Annotated in this window: 13 protein-coding genes and 1 tRNA gene; 5 read left to right on the top strand and 9 right to left on the bottom strand. The window is 55.7% G+C overall.

Annotated features, from left to right (window positions below):
* The first annotated feature begins 110 nt into the window (after nucleotides 1-110).
* Nucleotides 111-887: a hypothetical protein gene (locus KEHDKFFH_RS17635; protein WP_104323124.1), complete on the top strand. Its 777-nt coding sequence runs from the start codon at nucleotides 111-113 to the stop codon at nucleotides 885-887.
* Here KEHDKFFH_RS17635 and KEHDKFFH_RS17630 read toward each other — a convergent pair.
* Complete coding sequence (locus tag KEHDKFFH_RS17630; protein WP_146084233.1) at nucleotides 857-6301, bottom strand: site-specific integrase; 5445 nt, start codon at nucleotides 6299-6301, stop codon at nucleotides 857-859. The genes KEHDKFFH_RS17635 and KEHDKFFH_RS17630 overlap by 31 nt on opposite strands.
* A gap of 413 nt (nucleotides 6302-6714) precedes the next feature.
* On the opposite strand from KEHDKFFH_RS17630, the gene KEHDKFFH_RS20420 reads away from it, so the two are divergent.
* Entirely contained in the window at nucleotides 6715-7131 is a 417-nt protein-coding gene (locus KEHDKFFH_RS20420) for a fibronectin type III domain-containing protein (RefSeq protein WP_227512648.1), read from the top strand.
* Between the two features lie 31 nt (nucleotides 7132-7162).
* Here KEHDKFFH_RS20420 and KEHDKFFH_RS17605 read toward each other — a convergent pair whose 3' ends face one another.
* From KEHDKFFH_RS17605 to KEHDKFFH_RS17590, 4 genes are all read right to left on the bottom strand, one after another.
* Nucleotides 7163-9730, bottom strand: coding sequence for a CHASE2 domain-containing protein (locus KEHDKFFH_RS17605; RefSeq protein WP_104323120.1), 2568 nt, complete (start codon nucleotides 9728-9730; stop codon nucleotides 7163-7165).
* 33 nt (nucleotides 9731-9763) lie between these two features.
* A complete protein-coding gene (locus KEHDKFFH_RS17600; RefSeq protein WP_104323119.1) occupies nucleotides 9764-11401 on the bottom strand; it encodes a FecR family protein in 1638 nt (545 codons plus the stop codon).
* Nucleotides 11394-12128, bottom strand: coding sequence for a response regulator transcription factor (locus KEHDKFFH_RS17595; RefSeq protein ID WP_104323118.1), 735 nt, complete (start codon nucleotides 12126-12128; stop codon nucleotides 11394-11396). Before KEHDKFFH_RS17595 ends, KEHDKFFH_RS17600 begins: the two co-directional genes overlap by 8 nt.
* A 111-nt stretch (nucleotides 12129-12239) precedes the next feature.
* Nucleotides 12240-14423: a DNA topoisomerase III gene (locus tag KEHDKFFH_RS17590; RefSeq protein WP_104323117.1), complete on the bottom strand. Its 2184-nt coding sequence runs from the start codon at nucleotides 14421-14423 to the stop codon at nucleotides 12240-12242.
* A gap of 277 nt (nucleotides 14424-14700) precedes the next feature.
* Between KEHDKFFH_RS17590 and KEHDKFFH_RS17585 the strand changes: the two genes are divergently transcribed.
* Both KEHDKFFH_RS17585 and KEHDKFFH_RS17580 read left to right on the top strand, forming a co-directional pair.
* Nucleotides 14701-15057 carry a BolA family protein gene (locus tag KEHDKFFH_RS17585; RefSeq protein WP_104323116.1) on the top strand — a complete coding sequence of 119 codons (357 nt, stop codon included), beginning with the start codon at nucleotides 14701-14703 and terminating at the stop codon, nucleotides 15055-15057.
* Nucleotides 15054-15677 (top strand): L-threonylcarbamoyladenylate synthase, encoded by a 624-nt coding sequence (locus KEHDKFFH_RS17580; protein WP_104323115.1) that lies wholly within the window; start codon nucleotides 15054-15056, stop codon nucleotides 15675-15677. Before KEHDKFFH_RS17585 ends, KEHDKFFH_RS17580 begins: the two co-directional genes overlap by 4 nt.
* A gap of 21 nt (nucleotides 15678-15698) precedes the next feature.
* On the opposite strand, the gene KEHDKFFH_RS17575 is transcribed toward KEHDKFFH_RS17580, so the two are convergent.
* Entirely contained in the window at nucleotides 15699-16364 is a 666-nt protein-coding gene (locus KEHDKFFH_RS17575; protein WP_104323114.1) for a hypothetical protein, read from the bottom strand.
* Between the two features lie 286 nt (nucleotides 16365-16650).
* Between KEHDKFFH_RS17575 and KEHDKFFH_RS17570 the strand changes: the two genes are divergently transcribed.
* Entirely contained in the window at nucleotides 16651-18276 is a 1626-nt protein-coding gene (locus KEHDKFFH_RS17570; protein ID WP_104323113.1) for a methyl-accepting chemotaxis protein, read from the top strand.
* A gap of 98 nt (nucleotides 18277-18374) precedes the next feature.
* Here the strand turns inward: KEHDKFFH_RS17570 and KEHDKFFH_RS17565 are convergent, their stop codons facing one another.
* From KEHDKFFH_RS17565 to KEHDKFFH_RS17555, 3 genes are all read right to left on the bottom strand, one after another.
* A complete protein-coding gene (locus KEHDKFFH_RS17565; RefSeq protein ID WP_104323112.1) occupies nucleotides 18375-18953 on the bottom strand; it encodes a Tll0287-like domain-containing protein in 579 nt (192 codons plus the stop codon).
* A 97-nt stretch (nucleotides 18954-19050) separates the two neighbouring features.
* Nucleotides 19051-19725: a spermidine synthase gene (locus tag KEHDKFFH_RS17560; RefSeq protein ID WP_104323111.1), complete on the bottom strand. Its 675-nt coding sequence runs from the start codon at nucleotides 19723-19725 to the stop codon at nucleotides 19051-19053.
* Between the two features lie 88 nt (nucleotides 19726-19813).
* Nucleotides 19814-19890 (bottom strand) — tRNA-Arg (locus tag KEHDKFFH_RS17555).
* Between the last annotated feature and the right edge of the window lie 16 nt (nucleotides 19891-19906).

Raw genomic sequence — 19906 nt, 5'->3', positions numbered from 1 at the left:
ACTGACATGCCCCCGGCCATCGATAAAAGCGGGGGACAGTAGCTGGTTCTGTGGCCTGACGGCCACTCGGAGGTGGGTCAAAACTAATGGCCAGTAGTGGGTCACTTTAATTGGCCACTAACAAAGACACTCAGGTCGCAAATCCGATCATTCGATTATTTGCCGAATTTGTCGTCAACGTCATGAATGAGTTTCTAAGTCAGTTTCAGCGGGATCACTATGTTTCCGTTTCGTCTGCTGCATATATCGCAACCAACTACGCGGGGGAGTGCGTGATATTTCGAGCTATTCATGTGGATGGCGATGCCGCCTGTGCGTTGTTGGGCAGCCTACGGGACATTCTCCAAGAGTTGACGTCTGGCATCACAGGCGCTCGCTCGCTTTTCGACCCACCTGCCGGTGATTCGCTGAATTCGGACGAACTGATGTGGGTTCAGATGCAAATTGAGGAGTTCGTCGAGCGGCACTCGGGGAAAAAAATTGGCATGCCCTTCGGCGTGCAGTTTGAACTGGGCGGCGACGTCGTGATGCCGATCCAAGGTCGTTTTTGCGAACGGCCATTACGACAAACAGTGACAGAACAGGTAGAAGGCGTTGCATGGCCAGACGGTTTTTCTGAACAGAGCAATCGGATTCAACTGATTCGAGTCGATGCAGCGGGTTATCTCGAGAGGGGGCCGCTCGTGTTCCAGGCAAACGACGCAAGTCTCATTCGCGTTGCATGCGAGGGAAATTTTCGTCGGCGGTTTTGTCGGTTCACCGGAATAAAAACGCGTGACAGCGCCGGCAAAAACGAATTCCTACAATTGACCTCGTTGGAACTCTGTAACGAGGACTCGGTAAACAGCACTCTGTTTCAGGACTTTGATAACGCAGGAGGTACATGATCTGAGGATGAGCTGCGGAAGATGGCCAGGAGCATGCCGGTTGCGAGAAAAGCTGTGGCGAGTTCGCCAGCATCATGGATGATGCCTCCAGCCGTCCGCTCCAGAACCAACCCACCGAATGCCCGACCTCTATAGGAGGCCCCCCGGAGATGTGTTGAAAATGGATCAAGCTGCAACCGTTTGCCGGAGCCGGAGGCTTCATATTCGCCCAACACCCGAAAGCCGTATTGTGTGAGCAGCGCCGTAGCATATTCATTATCGAATCGAGCGACGACTCGATAGCGATGCTCCCTAACCTCAAAATAATCCAGTACTAAATTCACTAACTGGCAGTGGGCCGGTTGATCCATCAATAGGTGCCTGTTTCTGCCTGTAAGGAAAGGGAGTTCTGTGAGGTCGGGGCCAACGGTGTTCTCGCATGGGTCGACATCAGACAGCTGTTCCGCATGGGCTATCAGACGGCGCCATCCATCGTCAGAGATTGACTGCAGAAGTGCATTTGGTAGCTGCGTGCCATTAACCCAGGCCTTCTTGTCGGACCGTGTTTTGAAGCGCATGTTGGCATTTGCCTGCTGAAAAACCCTCTGCAATGCAGCGGTATGATCAGGCCGTAACTGCATGAGCTGGCCAGCACGTTCATAGCTCAGGCCCTGTGAGACGAGCCGAAGCAGCCTGAATATTCGGGTCAGTGATAGTTTTGGAAATAACAGCGCAGAGGGCAGCTCACTGGCAGAGTAGGTCGGGGCATGTTCAAAATCCTTAGTATTGAAAGCACTACTCAGCAACCTGGCCCTTTTGTGGACTACCGGTGTAAGCGCATCCGCCCAGTCGGTCATCAGGTGGTTGTAATTTTTCATGCCTGTTCGCGGGTGGCGATGCCCCATGATGCGCGCGAGTGCCATGCCACTTCGTCGTGAAGTGCCGGACACATCCCCTAGAATCACGGACCTGAGAGATGAGGAGTCCGGATTGTAAGCAAAGTCCCGGCTGAAAGGTGTTTCGAGGCCCAGCACTGCCGCCGCAATGCGGTTGTAAAAACTGTGGCGGCAATGATGCAAAATCATGGAGGGGTTGCCGGTGACCCGCCGCAGCACCTGTATCAGTGCGGGTGGGATAAGGTTGCGTAGATTGGTGATATCCACGGACCCGTTCACCAGCTCGCAGAGTATTGGCCGATTAGTCTCACTGCCAGCAATCGCCGTATAACGTCCAAGAACCTGGTCTACTAATGTGCGTTCCGTCTCCGCTAATCTGAATAAGAGCGGCACCGCGCGCCGTCCTGACACACTTTTAATTTCACGATAACGATTATTCCGGACGAGAACCCACTGATAAGTGTCTGCTACACACCAGTCCGCTCGGAGTAGCCCGATCGCTTCCTGGGCTCTAAGCCCAAAACGGTACGTTAGCAATAAAACAAAACCCAATATGAGCCGGTAGTCGGTCTCCAACTCTGTCATTGACTGGATGTCGCGCTGGCAGGCTAGGTATTCCGCCTCCGTCAACAAACCTGGTCTAACCTGGCGGCGATTATCTGAAAGATCCAGCTCACTCCAATCCGGAGTTGCGACGCCGTATGCTTCTGCCCACCGGAAAAAATCCCGGAGTCGTCTGCTAAAAAAACCTATTTGAACAGATCTGGATCGCGTGTACTCCAGCATATTGGCGCATAATGCCGTGATCTCGTCGTCATCCAGTTCGAGTAGATTCACTTCATAAGCCAGCCCGGAAAATACGCCAGTCAGCGAGCTGAAATAGGTCGACAGTGTGTTTTGTGCAAAGGGATTGAATTTTGACCATTGGCGTCCTTTCCCTTTTCGGATGGTATCGCTTACCCAGTAACCCACCATGACGATGGCGCTAGGCACTTTGCCGGCTCTCTCTTTCGAGAGTTTATCGATTTGCTGTGCAATTTTTCCGGCTTGTGGTTTGCGGTACTGGTTTAGTATCTCCGTTATTTGGCCGAAGTAATCACGAGCATTATTTTGAAGTGTCTGTCTGTCACTCTCGCGAAGCCGATTACCCGGAATCGGGTTTGCTGCAATTTCCGGTGAGCCGTCGTCGGGAACTGTCGTTCCTGGCAGCAACCGTTTTTTACCCTCACTAATTCGCAGATAGTCATTCAGTGGCGGACTGGTCGGAGGCTGCCGCTCACTGAGAGCGCCGGCCACCATTCCGGGTAACTGGATGAGATTTACCTGTTCTACGATCCTGCAAAGGCGAGACAGTAGGTCGGAGAGTGTTTCGGTTTCCCGGGAGTCTCCTGCCCCCCGGGTTTGGGTAGCGAGCCTTTTTAAACTTTTGGGGCAGTCACAGGTCTCTGGGTCTACCGATTTTTTAAGTCCTACGCCATGGCCCAACAGGCTTGCCGTTTTATAACTGATTTCGTGCCGCTGGACCGGAGTCGAGAAGTGATCACCCAGCTCTTCGCTGTATTCAAAAAAATACCGTTTGCCATTTTGAATCAGCCGAAAATTTCTTCCTTGAACGACATCATTCAGTAAGCGTCGATAACTCAGCCGCTTCTCAATGCACAAAAGAGCCGCTCCGAGGCTAAGAGCCTCGAATTTCGACAATTGACTTTTTATCAGTGATGACCCCGTCTGCGCCGCCCACACCAAGATCTGTGGCCATATATTGAGGGCTGTCGGTGCGAAGGACGTGATCAATGAGCGTTCCTGACGGATTCGGGCGAGACGTTTTCGGACGGTGTAGTTTTGGTTTCCTGAACGCTCCAGAACTTTAGTGAGTTCTGCGAAACGAATGGCTGCGTGAGGGTGAGGCAGGCGATTTTCTCTCAACAGCATTTTGTTACCGAGCTTTTCCGCGTCCTCTTGGCTCAATTCTTCGAGGGGCTTTTCGCCCATAAAAAGCTGTATGTCCTGTCTCGCCGCGCGAATTGCGTTCCTGAGGGTTTGTCGGCGCTGTCGCTGACGTGCGCGCTGGCCAAACAAGTCAGGTTCTTGGTAGGACGACGATTCGCACGGAGGCTCTTTCAGCGGCGGGAGTTTGTTTGGGATCTCCGGTGTCTGGAATGCGAGTTGATCAACAATGCTATTGAGGGTATCCCGATAATGTTCAGCGTCATTTTGCCAACAACGAGGAGAGTAATCTCCATAGCTGGCGACGCTGCGTTCGGCATGGCCCATCCATCCATCGATGACTTCTGCGTTCACGCCATTGCGGTAAAGTTGCTGTGCATACCAATGGCGGAACAGATTGGAGGGCAGGGGCCATTCGAAAAGAATGCCACCCGGAAGGCCCTTTTCTGAGCACGAATGCCATTTAAGATTTTCATCCAAAAGGAAGAAAAAAGGCAATGCCGTAGTCGTTCCTGTATTGAGGCTGGCTATCTCCTTGGATAGGCCCACTCGCCTCTGGGCAATGATGGGCGCAAGACGCTCCAGATAATCCGCATACGCCTGGATAACCTCAACGAGCTTATCCGGCAAGGGAACCACGCGCCCGTTATGTAGATTCTCGTCGGATTTGTCATCGATAAAGACTAAAAGCTCATCAAAATTAAAGTGTGTTGCGGACTCGAAAGGATCCCGCAGAGGCCGCGAACCGGTCCCGGCGTACAGGGCCATAACGGCATATTGGACTAGAAGATTATGATAGGTGACCAAATCTGAATTGCGGGCATCAATTAAGCGAGTTGTTGCCTGCTGAATCGCATTGTTGAGAACGGATTCAAGCGGTTCCAACACACTACCGATCAAATTGGGACGGGAAGCGTTGGCTGCCGTTCGTTGAATCGATAGCTCAAAACCGCGTTCCACGGTATCTATATCCCAGGCGCCGTAGCCGCAAGCTCCAGGCAACGCGCTGTTATGATGAGAAGCCAGAAGGCGAGACAGGTTATGGTCCCCTGACCGGTCGAAGACCCGTTGACTCCAGATCTGCCCGAGCTTTGCGCTGGTTACTCTCGGAAAGTGTTCGCCCGCTTGCTGGTGAAACCACTTTTCAAGGCCTATCGAGGCTACTGTCTGCCACACATTCAGTAGGAAACGGGCGGAATCTGCCTTCCCCTGCAGGCCAATCGTCGTTAAGGCTTTTGAAACGTTTGTAGGAAGAGCGATCCTCATCTCATCCTGGAATGGCTGAACTGCATCATGGGCGCTGTTATCGGGTCGCCAACTATTCTGTCGTCGGGGAGGGCGGCGTTGTACGTACTGAAAATCTGGTGTCAGGGTCCAGTCGTCATTGATGTTTTGCTGTATTTCCAGGTTTTCGATGAGCGCCAATGAGCGTGAGAGTCGGATAGCCAGCCAGACCAGCGCAGATCCCAGTCTCAGGGTTTTATCCTCGGCCAGAAGGCTCGCGGATATCCAGCCCTCAATCATCTTTAGCTCCGGTGGAAGCACTTTCTCCCAGCTCCAGGGGAGAAAGTGGGACAGTTCCGCCGATTGAATCAGAACACTGCGGCAGGAGACCGTTTTTTCTTCCGGAGAATCTGTTGGATCAACTTTTACCAGTAAACAAGGGTCTGGCTCATCATCTTCATTTCCATAACCATTGAAGTCATCGGGCCCAACCGGAATGGCTTGGCATTCGATCTCGCCGTGTTGAAAAAAGGGCCATCGGGGTTGGTTCGTTTCCAGGTCAGGAAAGGATCGATCAATAGGAATTCGACCGGTATCTTGTGTAATCGGAACGCAATTGCCCTGAGCAATAGCTGAAATTGCATTCAAGAAACGTTGGGAAGACGGTGTTTTGGATGCGTCATGTCTGAGTTGCTCGGCTGCCGAACCAATGGCCTGGCTGAACTGCTCGAAAGAGGGGTGGCGTCCGAGGAGGATTCGCCGGGTCCGCTCAAGAAGGCGATCAATGATTACCCAGTCCTGGTGGTTAATGCCAACAATCAAAAACCGACTGGCCGCACTGATGTTGGCATCCGCAGGATAATGATTCTGAACAACTCGTTGGGCTCCGTGAACGACCAACCAAATCCGGAGCATTTTGCGGAAGAGATAGGTTTCTCGGTCTTCAGTGAATGCTAACGGGTTGGTTATTAGTGCCAACAGGAATGTTCGGGATTTGAGACCTTTGAAGAGACGTCTGGTTTTATCGGCTGCCCCAGCATTAGGGAGCGGAGCATAGGCATGACGGATGATAGGTTCCGACGAGAATGTCTTTACAAACTGTTGTAGTTTTTCAACAATTGGATTTGCATGCCACAGCGCCAGAATTTCGGCGGCTTCAGGATGAGACATTTCAGTGACGAGGTTACCAATCCCGACGGTTCGTTCATCAAGCCCAAGTGTGATGTGGATAACCGCAAGCGTATCAGCGAGGCCGTTTTCCTGGGCCCAGGATTCGAGTTGCTTGAAAGCCGCGCCGAGCCCGAAGGTCATTTCTGCTGGTTCGTTTTCTTGGTCACTGTGACGGTTTTGATCCGCGTTGTTTGTCATTAATTGATCTGGCTGCTATTCGCTAATTTGAGTTCAAGCCCTGCTATCATAAGGTTTTTCGTCAATTTAAAGCAAATAGGGACATTTTATATGTCCTTATTTCATCAGTCTCATAACCGAATCCAGCCCCCGCTACCATTATTCAAATAAAGCCCGCTTTTGCGGGCTTTATTGCTATATACCCCCCCTCCTATCTCTTTCCGGGCTTAGACCTTTTTACAGTACCGTCCGCTTCTATCACCTTCCCCAGGCAAAATTTTGCTCGCCTAATCAGTAACTTCCCTTACTTCATTACCGATCCCTGACGGGAAATTGACAATTTCGTAACTAGGGAAATGACAGGCTTCACATCGATAATCAGCCCCGTTTTATACAATTTCACAAAGTCGACGAAAAAATGGTGCTAAATACACATGAAGCGCGTCATCAAAGTGTCACAGGCATGGATTGCCGCGTTTATTTTGGGAGCACTACTCACAGGGTGTGGCGGTGGTGGTTCTTCCGAGTCTGCAGGTACACAAACCGGTTCCAGCGGAGAGACTTCTTCTCCAGAGCGGTCCGCTGTATTGAGCTGGAGTGCACCCCTGACTCGCGTTAACGGCGAGAGCATCCCGATGGGCGAGCTGGACAGATACGTAATCCGTTACGGCCAGGATGCTGACGAGCTGAGCGAAGAGGTTGTCGTCACCAATGCCCAGGCCGAGGCGGAAATGTCCTACGAAGTAAGCGGTCTGGATACTGGCACCTGGTATTTCACCATTCAGGTTCAGGATACCAACGGGCTGATCAGTGAGCCCTCTGATGTTGTGAGCAAATCAATCCGGTCCTGAGAAGGGAATCCCCGGCCTGAAGTCTGAAGTCTCAGGCCAGAGGATCTGCAATCGGAAGTTTGAGAGTGAAAGCAGAGCCTTCTCCCGGTGTTGACGACACCGAAATCTCTCCCCTGTGTTTTTCCACAACAGTCTTCACGAAGGATAGTCCGAGCCCGGTGCCGTGCACTCCGGCCAGTTCAGTGCTCTTCTGGCGTCGGTAGCGGTCAAATAGATGCGGCAGTTCTTCCGGATCGATTCCTGTGCCTTCATCGGCGATCGTCAAACAGGCCTGATGGCCAGCGCGGAATACCTGAATGCTGACGTCTGATCCACTCGGGCTGTATTGAACCGCATTGGTCAGCAGGTTAATAACGGCCCGTTCCAGAAGCTCCGCATTGCCTCTCAGCCACAGGTCCTCGGTGCCCTGTAACTGTAATTGTATTTGTTTCTCGACAGCTTGCTCACTGACACTGTCCCGGGCGTTTTCAACAATGGCCAGAAATTCGCATTCATAGAACCGGGTTTCTGTTAGCTGTTCGGCCCGTGCCAGCTGCACGAATTCCTCGGCCAGGTGGTAGCTTCTCCGGGCCAGCCGGCCCAATTGTTCCAGTTGTTCCTGCTCAATGTGGCTTGGGTCCCGTTTTAACTGTTCAATCAGAGCAAGCTGGGAAACCAGTGGCGAGCGCACATCGTGGGAAATAAAGTCGATGGCCTCGCGATGCTGGCGCTGCTGCTCCCGCAGTTCCGAAATATCGGAAATGTTGGCAATGATGCCTTGCTGGTCACTGTCGGGTAGTGAAAATGGGGCGAAATGAATCAGGAAATCCTTGTCCCTAATTCTCAGGTCCACGGTCCGGCTCTGCTGCAGGGTCAAGGTATCGGAAACAGTTTCGTGCCAGGGTGGCGTTTCCCGAGGGTCGTGTCCTTCGAGCAGCCTTACCAATGGCAGGCCTGCGAGGCTCGGCATGGGTTCACGGAACCATTCCTCAATGTGGCCGTTGGCAAAGCGGATAACGCCCAGCTCATCGGTCACAATGATACCGTCTGGCATGCGCTCGAAGCTTCTGCGGATAAACTGCTGCATGTGGTTCAGTCGATCCGTGGCAATACGGACCCGCTCGATTCGCGCCGAAATGTTTTCGTTGGGGCGTGCGACTGAATCCGATTGCGCAGGTTGCTCAAGATGAAGTCTTCGCAGGAAGCGTTGGGTGGCTTCGCGGCCAAGATCATTGGGCAGCATCAGGCCCAAGTGATAGCGGGTGCCGGCACGCAGGAGCTGAATCCAGCTGCGATTGCTGTCATGGAACCAGTGGCCCGGGGTCAGGTCTGCCGGAATATCGGCCCGCGACAACCCTCTGGCAGAAAGAACCTCATTTTCCTCGGTCAGAAGCCACCCAGTGGGACGTAACAGCGCCTGGAAGTGCTCCAGAATTTGTCTCGGGTTTCTTCCCGAGGGGGCGGGTAAGGCAACCTGAGGGCTTCTGGCCAGATCGTCCAGCTGGCGGTTGAGAAAACGATTGGTCATGGCCAGCCTGAGGCCGCTTGATACCGGAAATGCCAAAAGAGGAACCAGTAAGGCGTTCGCCAGGGGGAGCCACCATCTCATCGCCAGGAGCATGAACAGATAGACGCCGGCCAGCCCGACCATGGTGGTAGCGCAGGCCAGCAGAGTGCGCGCCGGGCGCATTGGAGGCAGGGCCAACGCGAGTATCAGAATGGTTGTTATAGCCATCAGGGCCGAAGCCCACTGCGGCGTGGGTCGAATCAACCGCCCCCGCGTCTGTGCCGAAAACACGTTGGCGTGAAATTCAACGCCTGACATCGGACGGCTCAGGCCCGAGAAGGGAGTGGGCAGTATGTCTCCGAAACCGGCGGCCGTGGCGCCGACAAAAACTGTCTTGCCCCTGAAATGTTCGGGAGCGGGTGGTTGCGTAAGCACCTGCGCAAAGGAATACGACTGTAAAGAGCCTGCACCCCCGATCAGAGGCACGGCTCTATACTGATCTCGGACATTCACATAAGAGGGAGTATCGTCGGTCCCTGAGGTTTGTGGCCCGACTCCGCTGGCGGCCAGAGCAAGGCTTGGCCAGAGCTGGTGTCCCAGGCCATTGAACAGGTATAGACCACGAGCGACGCCGTCACTGTCCAGTTCCACATGAGCGTGGCCAAGCCCCGCTGCCGCTGAAGCCAGCTGTCCAACCGGCAATTGTTCACTTAACAGGTACTGGGACGTGGGCGGAGACAGATAGACCGGCAGGATTACGTTGCCATGGCTGCGCATCTGCGCTGCCAGCTGTTGGTCATCGGGTGACGGTTCCGCAAACAGGATGTCGAAGACAATGGTTTTTGCGCCTGCCTGCTCGAGCTTGCCAATAAGCTCTGAGTGCAGGTTGCGAGGCCAGGGCCAGCGCCCCAGGCGGTTCAGGCTGAGCTCGTCAATGGTTACCAGCACAACCTCATCCGAGGCTTTCACCGGATTTGAAGTAATGGCCTGATCGTACAGCCAGTAATCAAGGCGTTGGGGCAGTTCCGTTGTCTGGATGAGCAGAAGAAGTGCCAGCAGTATCAGGCCCAGAGTCCAGGGGGTCGTTTTAATTGGCAGCCAATCCCGGTTCATGAGCCCTGCTGTGTGTTTCGGTCGATCAACGGATTATTCCAGGTACAATTCCCTCCCTGGTCCCCAGCGGCTTTGCAAAGGACCATCAGAAAGAGCTTTCAGGCGCACAAAATACCGTCTTCCGGGAATAAGACGCAAGGCTGCTGTGGTATCAGACAGCGTTGCTTCCTTGATGATGTTGTTGAAACCAGGCTCTTCCGACAGCTGCAGGCGGTAGTCTGTCGCCGTGTCTACCTTCTCCCAGAATACCCTGACCTGGCTGTCGATGTAGTTCACGCTGATGATTCGAACCGGCGGCAGGCTACCATTTACCACAAGCTCTCGCGGCTCGGTGGTAGCAACGGAGTTGCCGCCTGCTTCGGTGACGACACGCCAGTAGTACTTGCCAGGCCCGAGCGGTCTTGACGGCAGGGCTGAAGTTTCCGGCGCCCATTCGCTGGTCGCGATCAGGTTCCGGAAATCCTTGTCCTCGGCAACTTCTACCCGAGCCACTTCGTTGTCGCCGTTGAGCTGCCAGCGGAATTCGGGCATGTCATCGTTCACTGTGTCACCATCGGCGGGAGATGCCAGGCTGGCGGTTCTCGCCTGAAGGTCGACCTCCACCGGAACGACACTGGGCATGCCTGCGGTGCCTCGAGTGTCGAGAGCAGCGAGGTGTACCTCATAGCTGCCGTTGTCCAAACGCCCGATATCAAAGCTGTTGCCGGTGAGTTTCCGGCTTTCCACCCAGCGGCCTGTGTCGCTTTCGAAAATATCCACCCGATGCATGGGGGCACGGCTTTCCTGCCAGGTCATGGTGGCCGGCAGTTGGGTCAGTCTCGGGGGAAGTGGGTTGAGCGCTGGCGCAGGGGGCAGGCGGCGTATGCTCAGGCCTTCATTGCCAGTGGTTGACAGGCTGGCACCGAAACCGGCAGGAATCCGGCGGGTCTTGCCAGGCGCACCGAAGTCTACCTCTCCCTCGGTTACCTGAAGGCGCGTGCCGTCCGCGGATGTCTGGAGTGCAAATGCGGTTCCGCGAACGGCGGCAACTGCCGAGGGGGTTTCAATCTCGAATCGGGCGCCGCCTTCCATCACTGGTTTTACCCGGGTGTGAATTTCGCCCCTGTCGAGTCGGAGCCGGGTATCCACCATGCCGGCTTTGCCGTACTGGGTAAGGCGGTTGAAGATCAGTCGTGAATTCGGAGAAATTCGCACTTCCGAGCCATCCGCCAGTTCGATGGTGGCGCTTCCGGACGCTGACAGAATTTCATCACCGACACGGATCAGGGTATCTTCATCGAGGGGCGTTTTCCGGCCGGTGTTTCCGGAAATCAGTTGAACGGTTCCGGTGACCGATGTCGCCCGCGCCGGTTGCGGTTGGCGTTTCAGCCAGGCGAGGGGAATTCGAACGCTGTCGCCGGCACCAAGCGTGGCACCATTGCCAATCTTGTTGTACTGAAGCAGGCGACTTGCGGGAAAGCTCGGCGCGAGCAAATCGCTGGCCACTTCTGAGAAGCTTTCACCCGGTCGCAGCGTATAAATCCACTCGGGTGCAGAATTGGACGGAGTAGCGTCAGAGTGCCCTGCAGAACCACGCGTCACTGACAGCTCCGCAGCCGCGGGTGCTGCGCAAACAAGTAGCGCGAGTATCAGCAGCAGTACAGGCAATCGCGGAGCCGGGCTTTCAGTCATTGGCTGCCCTGGCGGGTTCCTGGTCGTCAAACGCCTGATCCTGCGCCTTCATGGCTTCCAGGCGGTAGCCCCGCTGGTAAATCGTCTTGATTCGGAAGCCGTTTTCAGGATTGAGGCCCAGACGACGGCGAAGGCGGCTCATATGCGTATCCACAGTGCGGGTGTTAATGTCCCTGGCAAGCCCCCAGACGCGCTCAAGCAGCATTTCCCGAGTCAGCAGTCGGCCCTGGTTCTGGAACAGGAACAGGGTCAGGTCGAAATCTTTGTCGGTCAGGGTCAGTTCTTCACCATGCAGTGCAATCACCCGTTGCTGCGTGTTGATTTCGAACGGACCGTAGCGAAGCACTTCCTTCTCGCTGTCCGGGTTGGAGCGTCTTGCCAGGGCATTGATGCGCGCGACCAGTTCCGCTGCTCGGGCGGGCTTGGCCAGGTAGTCGTCGGCGCCGGCATCCAGAGCCCGAACAATGTCTGCCTCGCTGTCCCGCTGGGTGAGAAAAACCACTGGAATCGGCCAGTTCAGATGGGCGCGAACGCTCTCGAGAACGTCTATGCCGGTCATGTCCGGAATCTGCCAGTCCAGAATCAGCAGATCGTAGCTGCGATGGAGAACCGCGCTCAGGAAATTTTGGCCGGTAGGGAAGCTGTCGCAGTGATGCCCGCGTTCAGACAGAATCGACTGGATGTGCTGTGCCTGTTCGGTTTCGTCTTCAAGCAAAGCAATACGCATTAAGCCTCTCCCGGAGTGTTGCTCTCTTGCCTGTTATGGAGCAGAGCCTTTGACGGACTACTCTGCTATATCAACCAATTATCACAAAATGTGGATCTGCGTTCAGTATCGTTATGTAGACTTGCGTAAACGGACTGCAGGCTTTCCGTTGTCGTCGTCCAGTGTTTGTCGGCAGCCGGGGAAATTACTGCAGCCCCAGAACCAGCCTTTTTTGCCTTTCCGGCGCACCAGGGGCGAGAAACAGTGGGGGCATGGAATGGGTTTCTGGCTGGTGCCGTCCTGGGGGCTGGCCTCTTCCAGTGGTCGGGTGCCCCGGCAATCCGGGTAGCGGTTACAGGCATAGAATCGGCCGAACTTGCCGTCGCGCTCCAGCATCGGTGCACGGCATTTGGGGCAGTGGGGCTGTTCCTCCGGTGAGACCGTGCCATCGTATTCCGAGTCAACGGCTGGCCGGCCCTGCGGTCTGTCAAGAAAGCCGCGAATTTCCTCTTTCAGGGTGTCCAGGAACTTTCTCGGGTCGCCCTCTCCGCGGCGAATGCTCTCCAGGTTTGCTTCCCACACAGCCGTTCGATCCGGTTTGCTCACCGATTCGGGCAGAGCGCTGATCAATGCCTTGGCTTTGTCAGTGGCGCGGATGTGTCGACTGTCCCGGTACAGATAATCCCGTTTGAACAGGGTGTCGATGATGGCCGCGCGGGTCGCCTCGGTGCCCAGGCCATCGGTTTCCCGCAGAGTTTTTCTGAGTTCGGTATCGGTTACAAATCGGGCAATGTTGGTCATCGCCGAGAGCAGGGTCGCATCGGTGAAATGCTGGGGCGGCTGGGTTTTTCGCTCGGTGAGGCTGCTATCTTCGCAGAATACCGGTTCGCCTTTTTCCAGTCTCGGCAGGGGGGGCTTGTCCGGCTCGTTGCGTCCTTCCCGGAGTTTAAGTTCCAGCGATTTCCAACCAGGCACCAGGATGGCGGTTTCCGTCGCCCGGAACTGGTGCTCTGACACTCGTACCGTCAGTTTTCCTTCCCGATGGACGGCATCCGGCGCGAACTGCATCAGGTAGTAGCGGCTGATCAGGCCGTAGATCTTTTCTTCCGCTGCGTTGAGTTTGCCGTTGGGCGTTGGGCGGCTGGTTGGAATAATGGCATGGTGAGCGTCGACCTGTTTGTCGTTCCACGCGGCAGTCCTGCGGTCTAGATCTGCGCCGTCACAGGCTTCCTCAAGCTCCGGTGCCACCCGGGCAATGGCCCTTACTACCTGTTCCCGCTGAGCGTAATGGCCTTCCGGTAAGTACCGGCAGTCGGACCGCGGGTAGGTAATGAGCTGGTGGCGTTCGTACAGGTTCTGGGCGGTATCCAGCACTTCTTTGGCGCCCATCCGGAACAGCCGGCCTGCCTCGATCTGCAGGGCCGAGAGAGAAAACGGTAGCGGTGGAGCTTCCGACCGATCCCGAAAACGGGACTCCATGATGGTGCCGGGTCGGCTTCGGACACTGTCGGCAATCTGTTCAGCGATTTCCCGGTTCAGCAGGCGATTTTCTTCATCCAGATGGTCCTGGAACTGATCGTTGGGCAGCCAGCGGGCGGTGAAAGTTCGCTGGTCGGCTTCCTCTTCCTGGGCCTTGAATCGCCCTTCAATCCGGTAATAGGGCTTGGGCTGGAAGTCTTCGATGGTGTTGTCACGCTCAACCACAAGGCCGAGTACCGGGGTTTGCACCCGGCCAACCGAATAGACGCCTTGCTCCCCTTGCTGCTGGTAACTGAGCGTATAGAAGCGGGTCAGGTTGATGCCATACAGCCAGTCCGCCCGTTGCCGGGCCAGCGCGGAATGGGACAGCCGCCGGAACTCCCGGTTGTCTTTGGGGCTCTGGATAGCCCGGGCCACGGCCGCCGGCGTAAGGTCGTTGATCAGAATGCGCTGCACAGGTGCGCTGGTGCCGAAATAGCGGATAACCTCGTCCACCAGCAACTGGCCTTCGCGGTCCGGGTCGCCGGCATGAATAATGGTCTGGGCCTGGCGGATCAGGGATTCCAGCACTTTGAGCTGCTGCCGCACGCTGTCCTTTGGCATGACTTCCCATTTATCGGGAAACATGGGCAGGTCTTCCTGGCGCCATTTTTTCCACGCCGGGTTATAACGTGCGGGCTCTGCCGGTTCGAGAAGGTGGCCGATGCACCAGCTTACGGTGGCTGCGTTTTCGCCATTGCCACAGCGTATCCAGCCCTGGCCTTTCTGGTGAGGGCCGGGTAGGGCAGCGGCGATGGCGCGGCCGAGGCTTGGTTTTTCGGCGATATACAGGTGCATGGGGTTTGGGTGTTTAGGAATCGGGATGGGAATGTGGCGCTTTGGCTTTATGCTGTCAAGGTTCGGGTGGTGCCTGGTATGTGTAGTAGACTGGTCGGTGTAGGGGAGGCGGCTGTGGCGATGGCTTTCCCAAAAGACGCCGTGAACCCTTCCATGGGGGCTTGGCGTTGCCATCCCTGGCAACGCACACTTTTGGGAAAGCCATCGCCACACCCGCTTCTGACCGTTTGCCATTCGCCCTTTTATATTACGGGTTGAGCAGTAGGAGTCTCGAAACATGAAGATCCAGAATGCAATTGAAACCAAGCTGAACGACGCCTTTGATGCGCGTGTTCTTCAGGTGGAGAACGAGAGCCACAAGCACAGTGTGCCGCCGAACTCTGAAACCCATTTCAAGGTGACTCTGGTGTCGCCGGAGTTTGAGGGGCAGATGAGGGTGCGAAGGCATCAGGCGATTTATAAGGTGCTTGCCGAGGAACTGGCGGGGCCGGTTCATGCGCTGGCGTTGCATCTATACTCACCGGAAGAGTGGGAGGCGACCGGTCAGGCGACGCCTGAGTCTCCGAATTGTATGGGCGGGTCGAAGAAAGATCCGGTGATGGCGGCGCGGACCGGTCAGGGAGAGGGTTCATGAGTCAGTTTTTCCAGATTCATCCGGAGACGCCGCAGAAGCGTTTGATCAATCAGGCGGTGGACATTCTTCGTCGTGGTGGGGTGATTGTTTACCCCACGGATTCCGCCTATGCCATTGGTTGTCACCTGGGCGACAAGCAGGCGGCGGATCGGATCAAGCGGATTCGCAGGCTGGATGACAAGCATAATTTTACGCTGGTGTGCCGGGACCTTTCGGACATCGGGGTCTATGCCAAGGTGGATAACACCCAGTACCGTTTGCTGAAGAATTTCACTCCCGGGCCATACACCTTCATTCTGGATGCCACCAGTGAAGTACCCCGGCGACTGCTCCATCCCAAACGTCGGTCAGTCGGCGTCCGGGTGCCGGATAATGCCATTGTTCAGGAGCTGTTGGGCGAGCTTGGTGAGCCAATCATGAGCAGTACCCTGATTCTGCCGGGCGAGACGGATCCCATGACAGATCCCTACGAAATTCGGGATACTCTGGAGCATGAGCTGGATCTGATTATTGATGGAGGATTCTGCGGCATGGAAGCTACCACGGTGGTGGACTTTACCGGGGATGCGCCGGTAGTCACCCGGGTTGGTAAAGGAGATCCGGCGCCGTTCGATGTTTGATCGCCGTTATTTGTCTTGATGTCAGGCCCGGGCGTTCAGGGTGAAGGCGTACGCCCGGCTATTCCCCGCTGCTTCCATTTGCTCGGCACTGACCGAGCGCCGCATGGTGTCGTAACGGTGTACCAGGTCCTGCAGACCATTGAACTGCTGGTTCTCGCTGATCAGAGTGTCCAGTAGGGGGTTGTTCACCCCGTAGGCCTGGTTCAGTTTGAGCGCATTATCCATAAAATGCAGCGTTGGCTCGTTAACGCTCAGGCGATTGAAGGCTTCCTTGAAGTTCTTGTTCACATTCAGGTCTTTTTCAATCTGGGCACGGGTGTTATCGGCGATTTTCCCTTCTACTGCAACGCTCCCGCTTTCATTCTTGCTCACGTTCAATGCGGTTGCCGGGTGCAGGTTGTATTCGGCAAGTTTGTGCCGCAGTGTTTCCCGAACGAAGGCAAGATCCTGCCCCACAGTTTGCTTGTAGTCTGTCATGGCCAGTCGGCGAGCTTTCAGGCGGGCGATGTCAGACTGACTGTTTTCCGAAGGGGTGAAGCGGTCATCGCCAGAGATCGTTTCGGTCTCTACCGTTTTCGTCTGGGTTTTACCGGGCGCGCCGTCCGGCGCTGCAGGCGGTGTCTGGCGCTTTTCCATGGCCTGCTGGAACTGGGTGCTCGCCCGGATCAGAGAGGTCAGTAGGGACATGGATGGTTTTCCTCCTTCGGCCAACCGGTGTGCGGTTTCCGAACAATCTGCGATTGGAATAGCGGATACTTACCATCTTGCTCTGCAGCTTTCAGGCCAACTTCAATGAGGCTTTATCATGCCGCTCTGTTTCCTCTCTTTGGCCGCGAGAGACCTTTCCCGGATCTGATCTAAGTCAGGAAATAATTGACGCAAATCTATAAAGTTTGGCGACACTTAGCCGTCATTATGAATCATCAAAATAATCTTCAAGCCGCCAGAAGAGCGGCCTCTGCGTCGGGTTACCATGAAAAAACACTACTCCATCCGCTTCCTGTTGCTTGCTGCCCTGGCGGCAGCCTTCTCCCTGGTTCTCGTGTTTACTGTGCTCTATAGCGCAGACTCGCAGCGTGATCATCTTGAAGAGTTCAGCCACAAATACGTGGACGGGCTGGCAAAGTCCTATTTCGATGGGCTGAACACCATGATGGTTACCGGCACCATCGGCAACCGGGATGTGCTCCGGGAAAAGGTGATGGCATCTGACGATGTGCTGGATGTTCGGGTGATTCGCAGTGACCATCTGAACCGCACCTTCGGGGCCGGCAATGCATCGGAGCAGAAAAGGGAGCCCCTGGATAAGAAAGCACTGGACGGCGAGCGGGTGGAATCATACTCCAGCAATGAGGACGGTCGAGTCTACACCCTGATTGAACCGGTGATCGCGATGGAAAACTACCAGGGCGTGAACTGTCTCGGCTGTCACCAGGCCAGTGAGGGGGATGTTCTCGGGGCTATCCGGGTGGACTATTCCCTGGCGGAGAGCGATGCCCGTTTGCAGCAACAGCTGCTGACCAGTGGTGGTATTCAGGTGGCTATCTTTGCTGCGGTGTTTTTCCTGACCGCCGCCGCTTTGAGCCGACTGGTGTTTGCTCGCCTGCGACGACTCCACGACCGTATGGACGAGATTTCCAGAAATTCTGATCTGACCATGCAGCTGGAGGTTAGCCGCAACGATGAGATCGGATCCGTCTCCCGAGCCTTCAACCGGATGATGGCGAAAATCCGTGAGAGCATGAATACGGTAATGGACAACGCCGAACAGGTTGAGCAGGCAGCTCGAAGCATTGCAGGCAAAGCTGACACGACAGAGCGGGAAGTGCTTGCCCAGCGTGACAATACCGACCAGGTGGCCAGCGCCACCACCGAGATGGCCGCCTCAGCGGTTCAGGTCCGGGAAAACGCCATTCACACCACCCGTAAATCGGCAGATACCGCGGAATCTGCCAGCAAAGGGGAGAGCCTTGCCCGCAATGCGGTTGAAGGCATCGAAGCATTGAACAGTGAAGTTCAGAGTGGCGCACAGCGCATTGAGCAACTGGATCAACGCACGGGCCAGATGTCCGACATGCTGGAGGTGATCTCCAATATTGCCGATCAGACCAACCTGCTGGCGCTCAATGCCGCCATTGAGGCGGCCCGGGCCGGTGAGCAGGGGCGTGGTTTTTCGGTGGTAGCCGATGAGGTACGGGCACTTGCCTCGCGAACCCAGGATTCCACCGAGGAAATCCGTAAAACCATCAATGGATTGAAAGGCGAGGTTGTCGATTGTGTGGCCACCATGCGCCACGCCTCTGAGATGGCAGAGCAGCAGGTTTCAGCGATTCTGACCGTGGAGTCGGAATTACAGACCATCGCCGCTGCGGTGCGCGAGATTACCGATCTCAATCAGGAAATGGAGAGTGCCGCCAACGAGCAGAGCGATGTCTCCGAATCCATCAATCACAATGTGATTGAAATCAGTCGCTCAGCGGAGCAGACCTCCGGGGATGCCAAGGAAACAGCAAGAATCGCCGGAGACCTGCTGGCCATGGCGGAAAATCTGAGGAAAACCATCGAGCAGTTCCGGCTGAATCGGGAAAGCCGCCTTTAAAAGGCTGCCGCCGGGCTGGCGATAGGCCCAACCCCGGTGTTTGGCGAGGGCAGTGAAGCCCCATGGGTCTGATCGCCTACGGTGAAGTGCTGCTGAGGTCAGTCTACTGGAACTTGCCGTGTAACAACGAACGCGCCCCGCAAATCGCCCTCGGAGAAGCCAGTCGCCTTGTCTTCAGGATAGAGTTCAGCCAGTTTTGCCTTCACCTCCGGGGCAATGGACTTACCGTGACAGCCGAGGCAAAGCTTCTGTGTCGGGATGGCGTTCATATACTGGAATACCGGCTGTCCGGACGCTTCGGAGACCTGCCAGAGCTCTACTGGTTTTCCGTTCTTGATCGGCTGTTTGTCCATGGCCAGCAGTTGGATCTCCTGCCAGTCGGTGGGGGTGTTTTCCGGGTTTCGGACTTTCAGACTGGTCCGACTGATGGCCCAGCCGCCGCTACTGTTGTTCCTGGCGATTTCCGGTGCCACAGTCTTGCAGACACCAATACCGTTTGTGAGACCACCTTCTTTGATGGCCGCCTGGAGCGCCTGCTTCAGGGAGCCGCCGAAACTTTTTACCAGGGAACGCGCTTCGGCAACCAGTGCTTCCGGGTTATCTGTCTGTGGTTGGGCTAGCAGTGGCGTGGAAAGCAAGGAGCATAGCAAGGCTGTTGCGACGATCGGTTTGGTCATGGAATCTCTCCCGGACTTCTTGACGTTGGAATAAGTATATAACAAAAGAATAATCCGAAATTGAGCCAGGACAGATTCCGGTAGGGCCGATTAATGATTACCACGCCAGCCAGATAACGTGGCGGGCACCCTTGCCGGGTCGCAGGGCTCTCACGGTGACGGGTTCAACCGAAAAACCCTCGCGCCGCAGGCGTTCGGTGAAGACGTGCTCCGGGCCGGCAGACCAATAGGCGAGAATGCCGTCAGGTCGCAGAGCTTTCTGGGCGGCCGCAATGCCATCCGGTGAGTAGATCCAGTTGTTTTCTTTGCGAGTTAGTCCTTCCGGACCGTTGTCGACATCGAGAAGAATGGCATCCCATTCGCCGTCGCCGTTTCTGAGTAATTCTGCCACATCACCAATGTGAACCCGGGCTCTCGGGTCGTTCAGCGGGTTGCCCGCCGCAGAGCCCAGAGGCCCGCGATTCCAGGCTTCGACTTCGGGAACCAGCTCGGCTACCGTCACCTGCGCATCGTCGCCCAGAGCGGCCAGCGCTGCTGCCAGAGTGAACCCCATGCCCAGGCCGCCGATAAGAACTCGGGGAGCAGACTGATCGGCAATTCGTTCGCATGCGAGGGTTGCAAGAGCATCCTCCGAGCCGTGGATCCGGCTGTTCATCAATTCTCCGGTGGTGCCGGCGATCTTGATGGAAAATTCATCATTGCGTTGTAATAGGCGTAACTGGGTTCCCTTGCCAGGGATCGTTGCGGTGCCGATTTCAGTGAAGCGTGCCATTCAGGAGTCCAGATCTCAGGAGGGAGTGTAGTTTAGCGTGCTTTAATCTGGGTGAACATGAGAGGCGGGGGGTAGTTGAAGCTGGGGATGGTACCCCCGGCAGGACTCGAACCTGCTACCTTCCCCTTAGGAGGGGGACGCTCTATCCAGATGAGCTACGGGGGCATTATCGCGAGAAGGG

It is taken from the genome of Marinobacter maroccanus (assembly GCF_002933275.1).
Taxonomy (GTDB): domain Bacteria; phylum Pseudomonadota; class Gammaproteobacteria; order Pseudomonadales; family Oleiphilaceae; genus Marinobacter; species Marinobacter maroccanus.
Note: the sequence above shows the minus strand (reverse complement) of the source record. Positions and strands in the feature narration are given on the sequence as shown.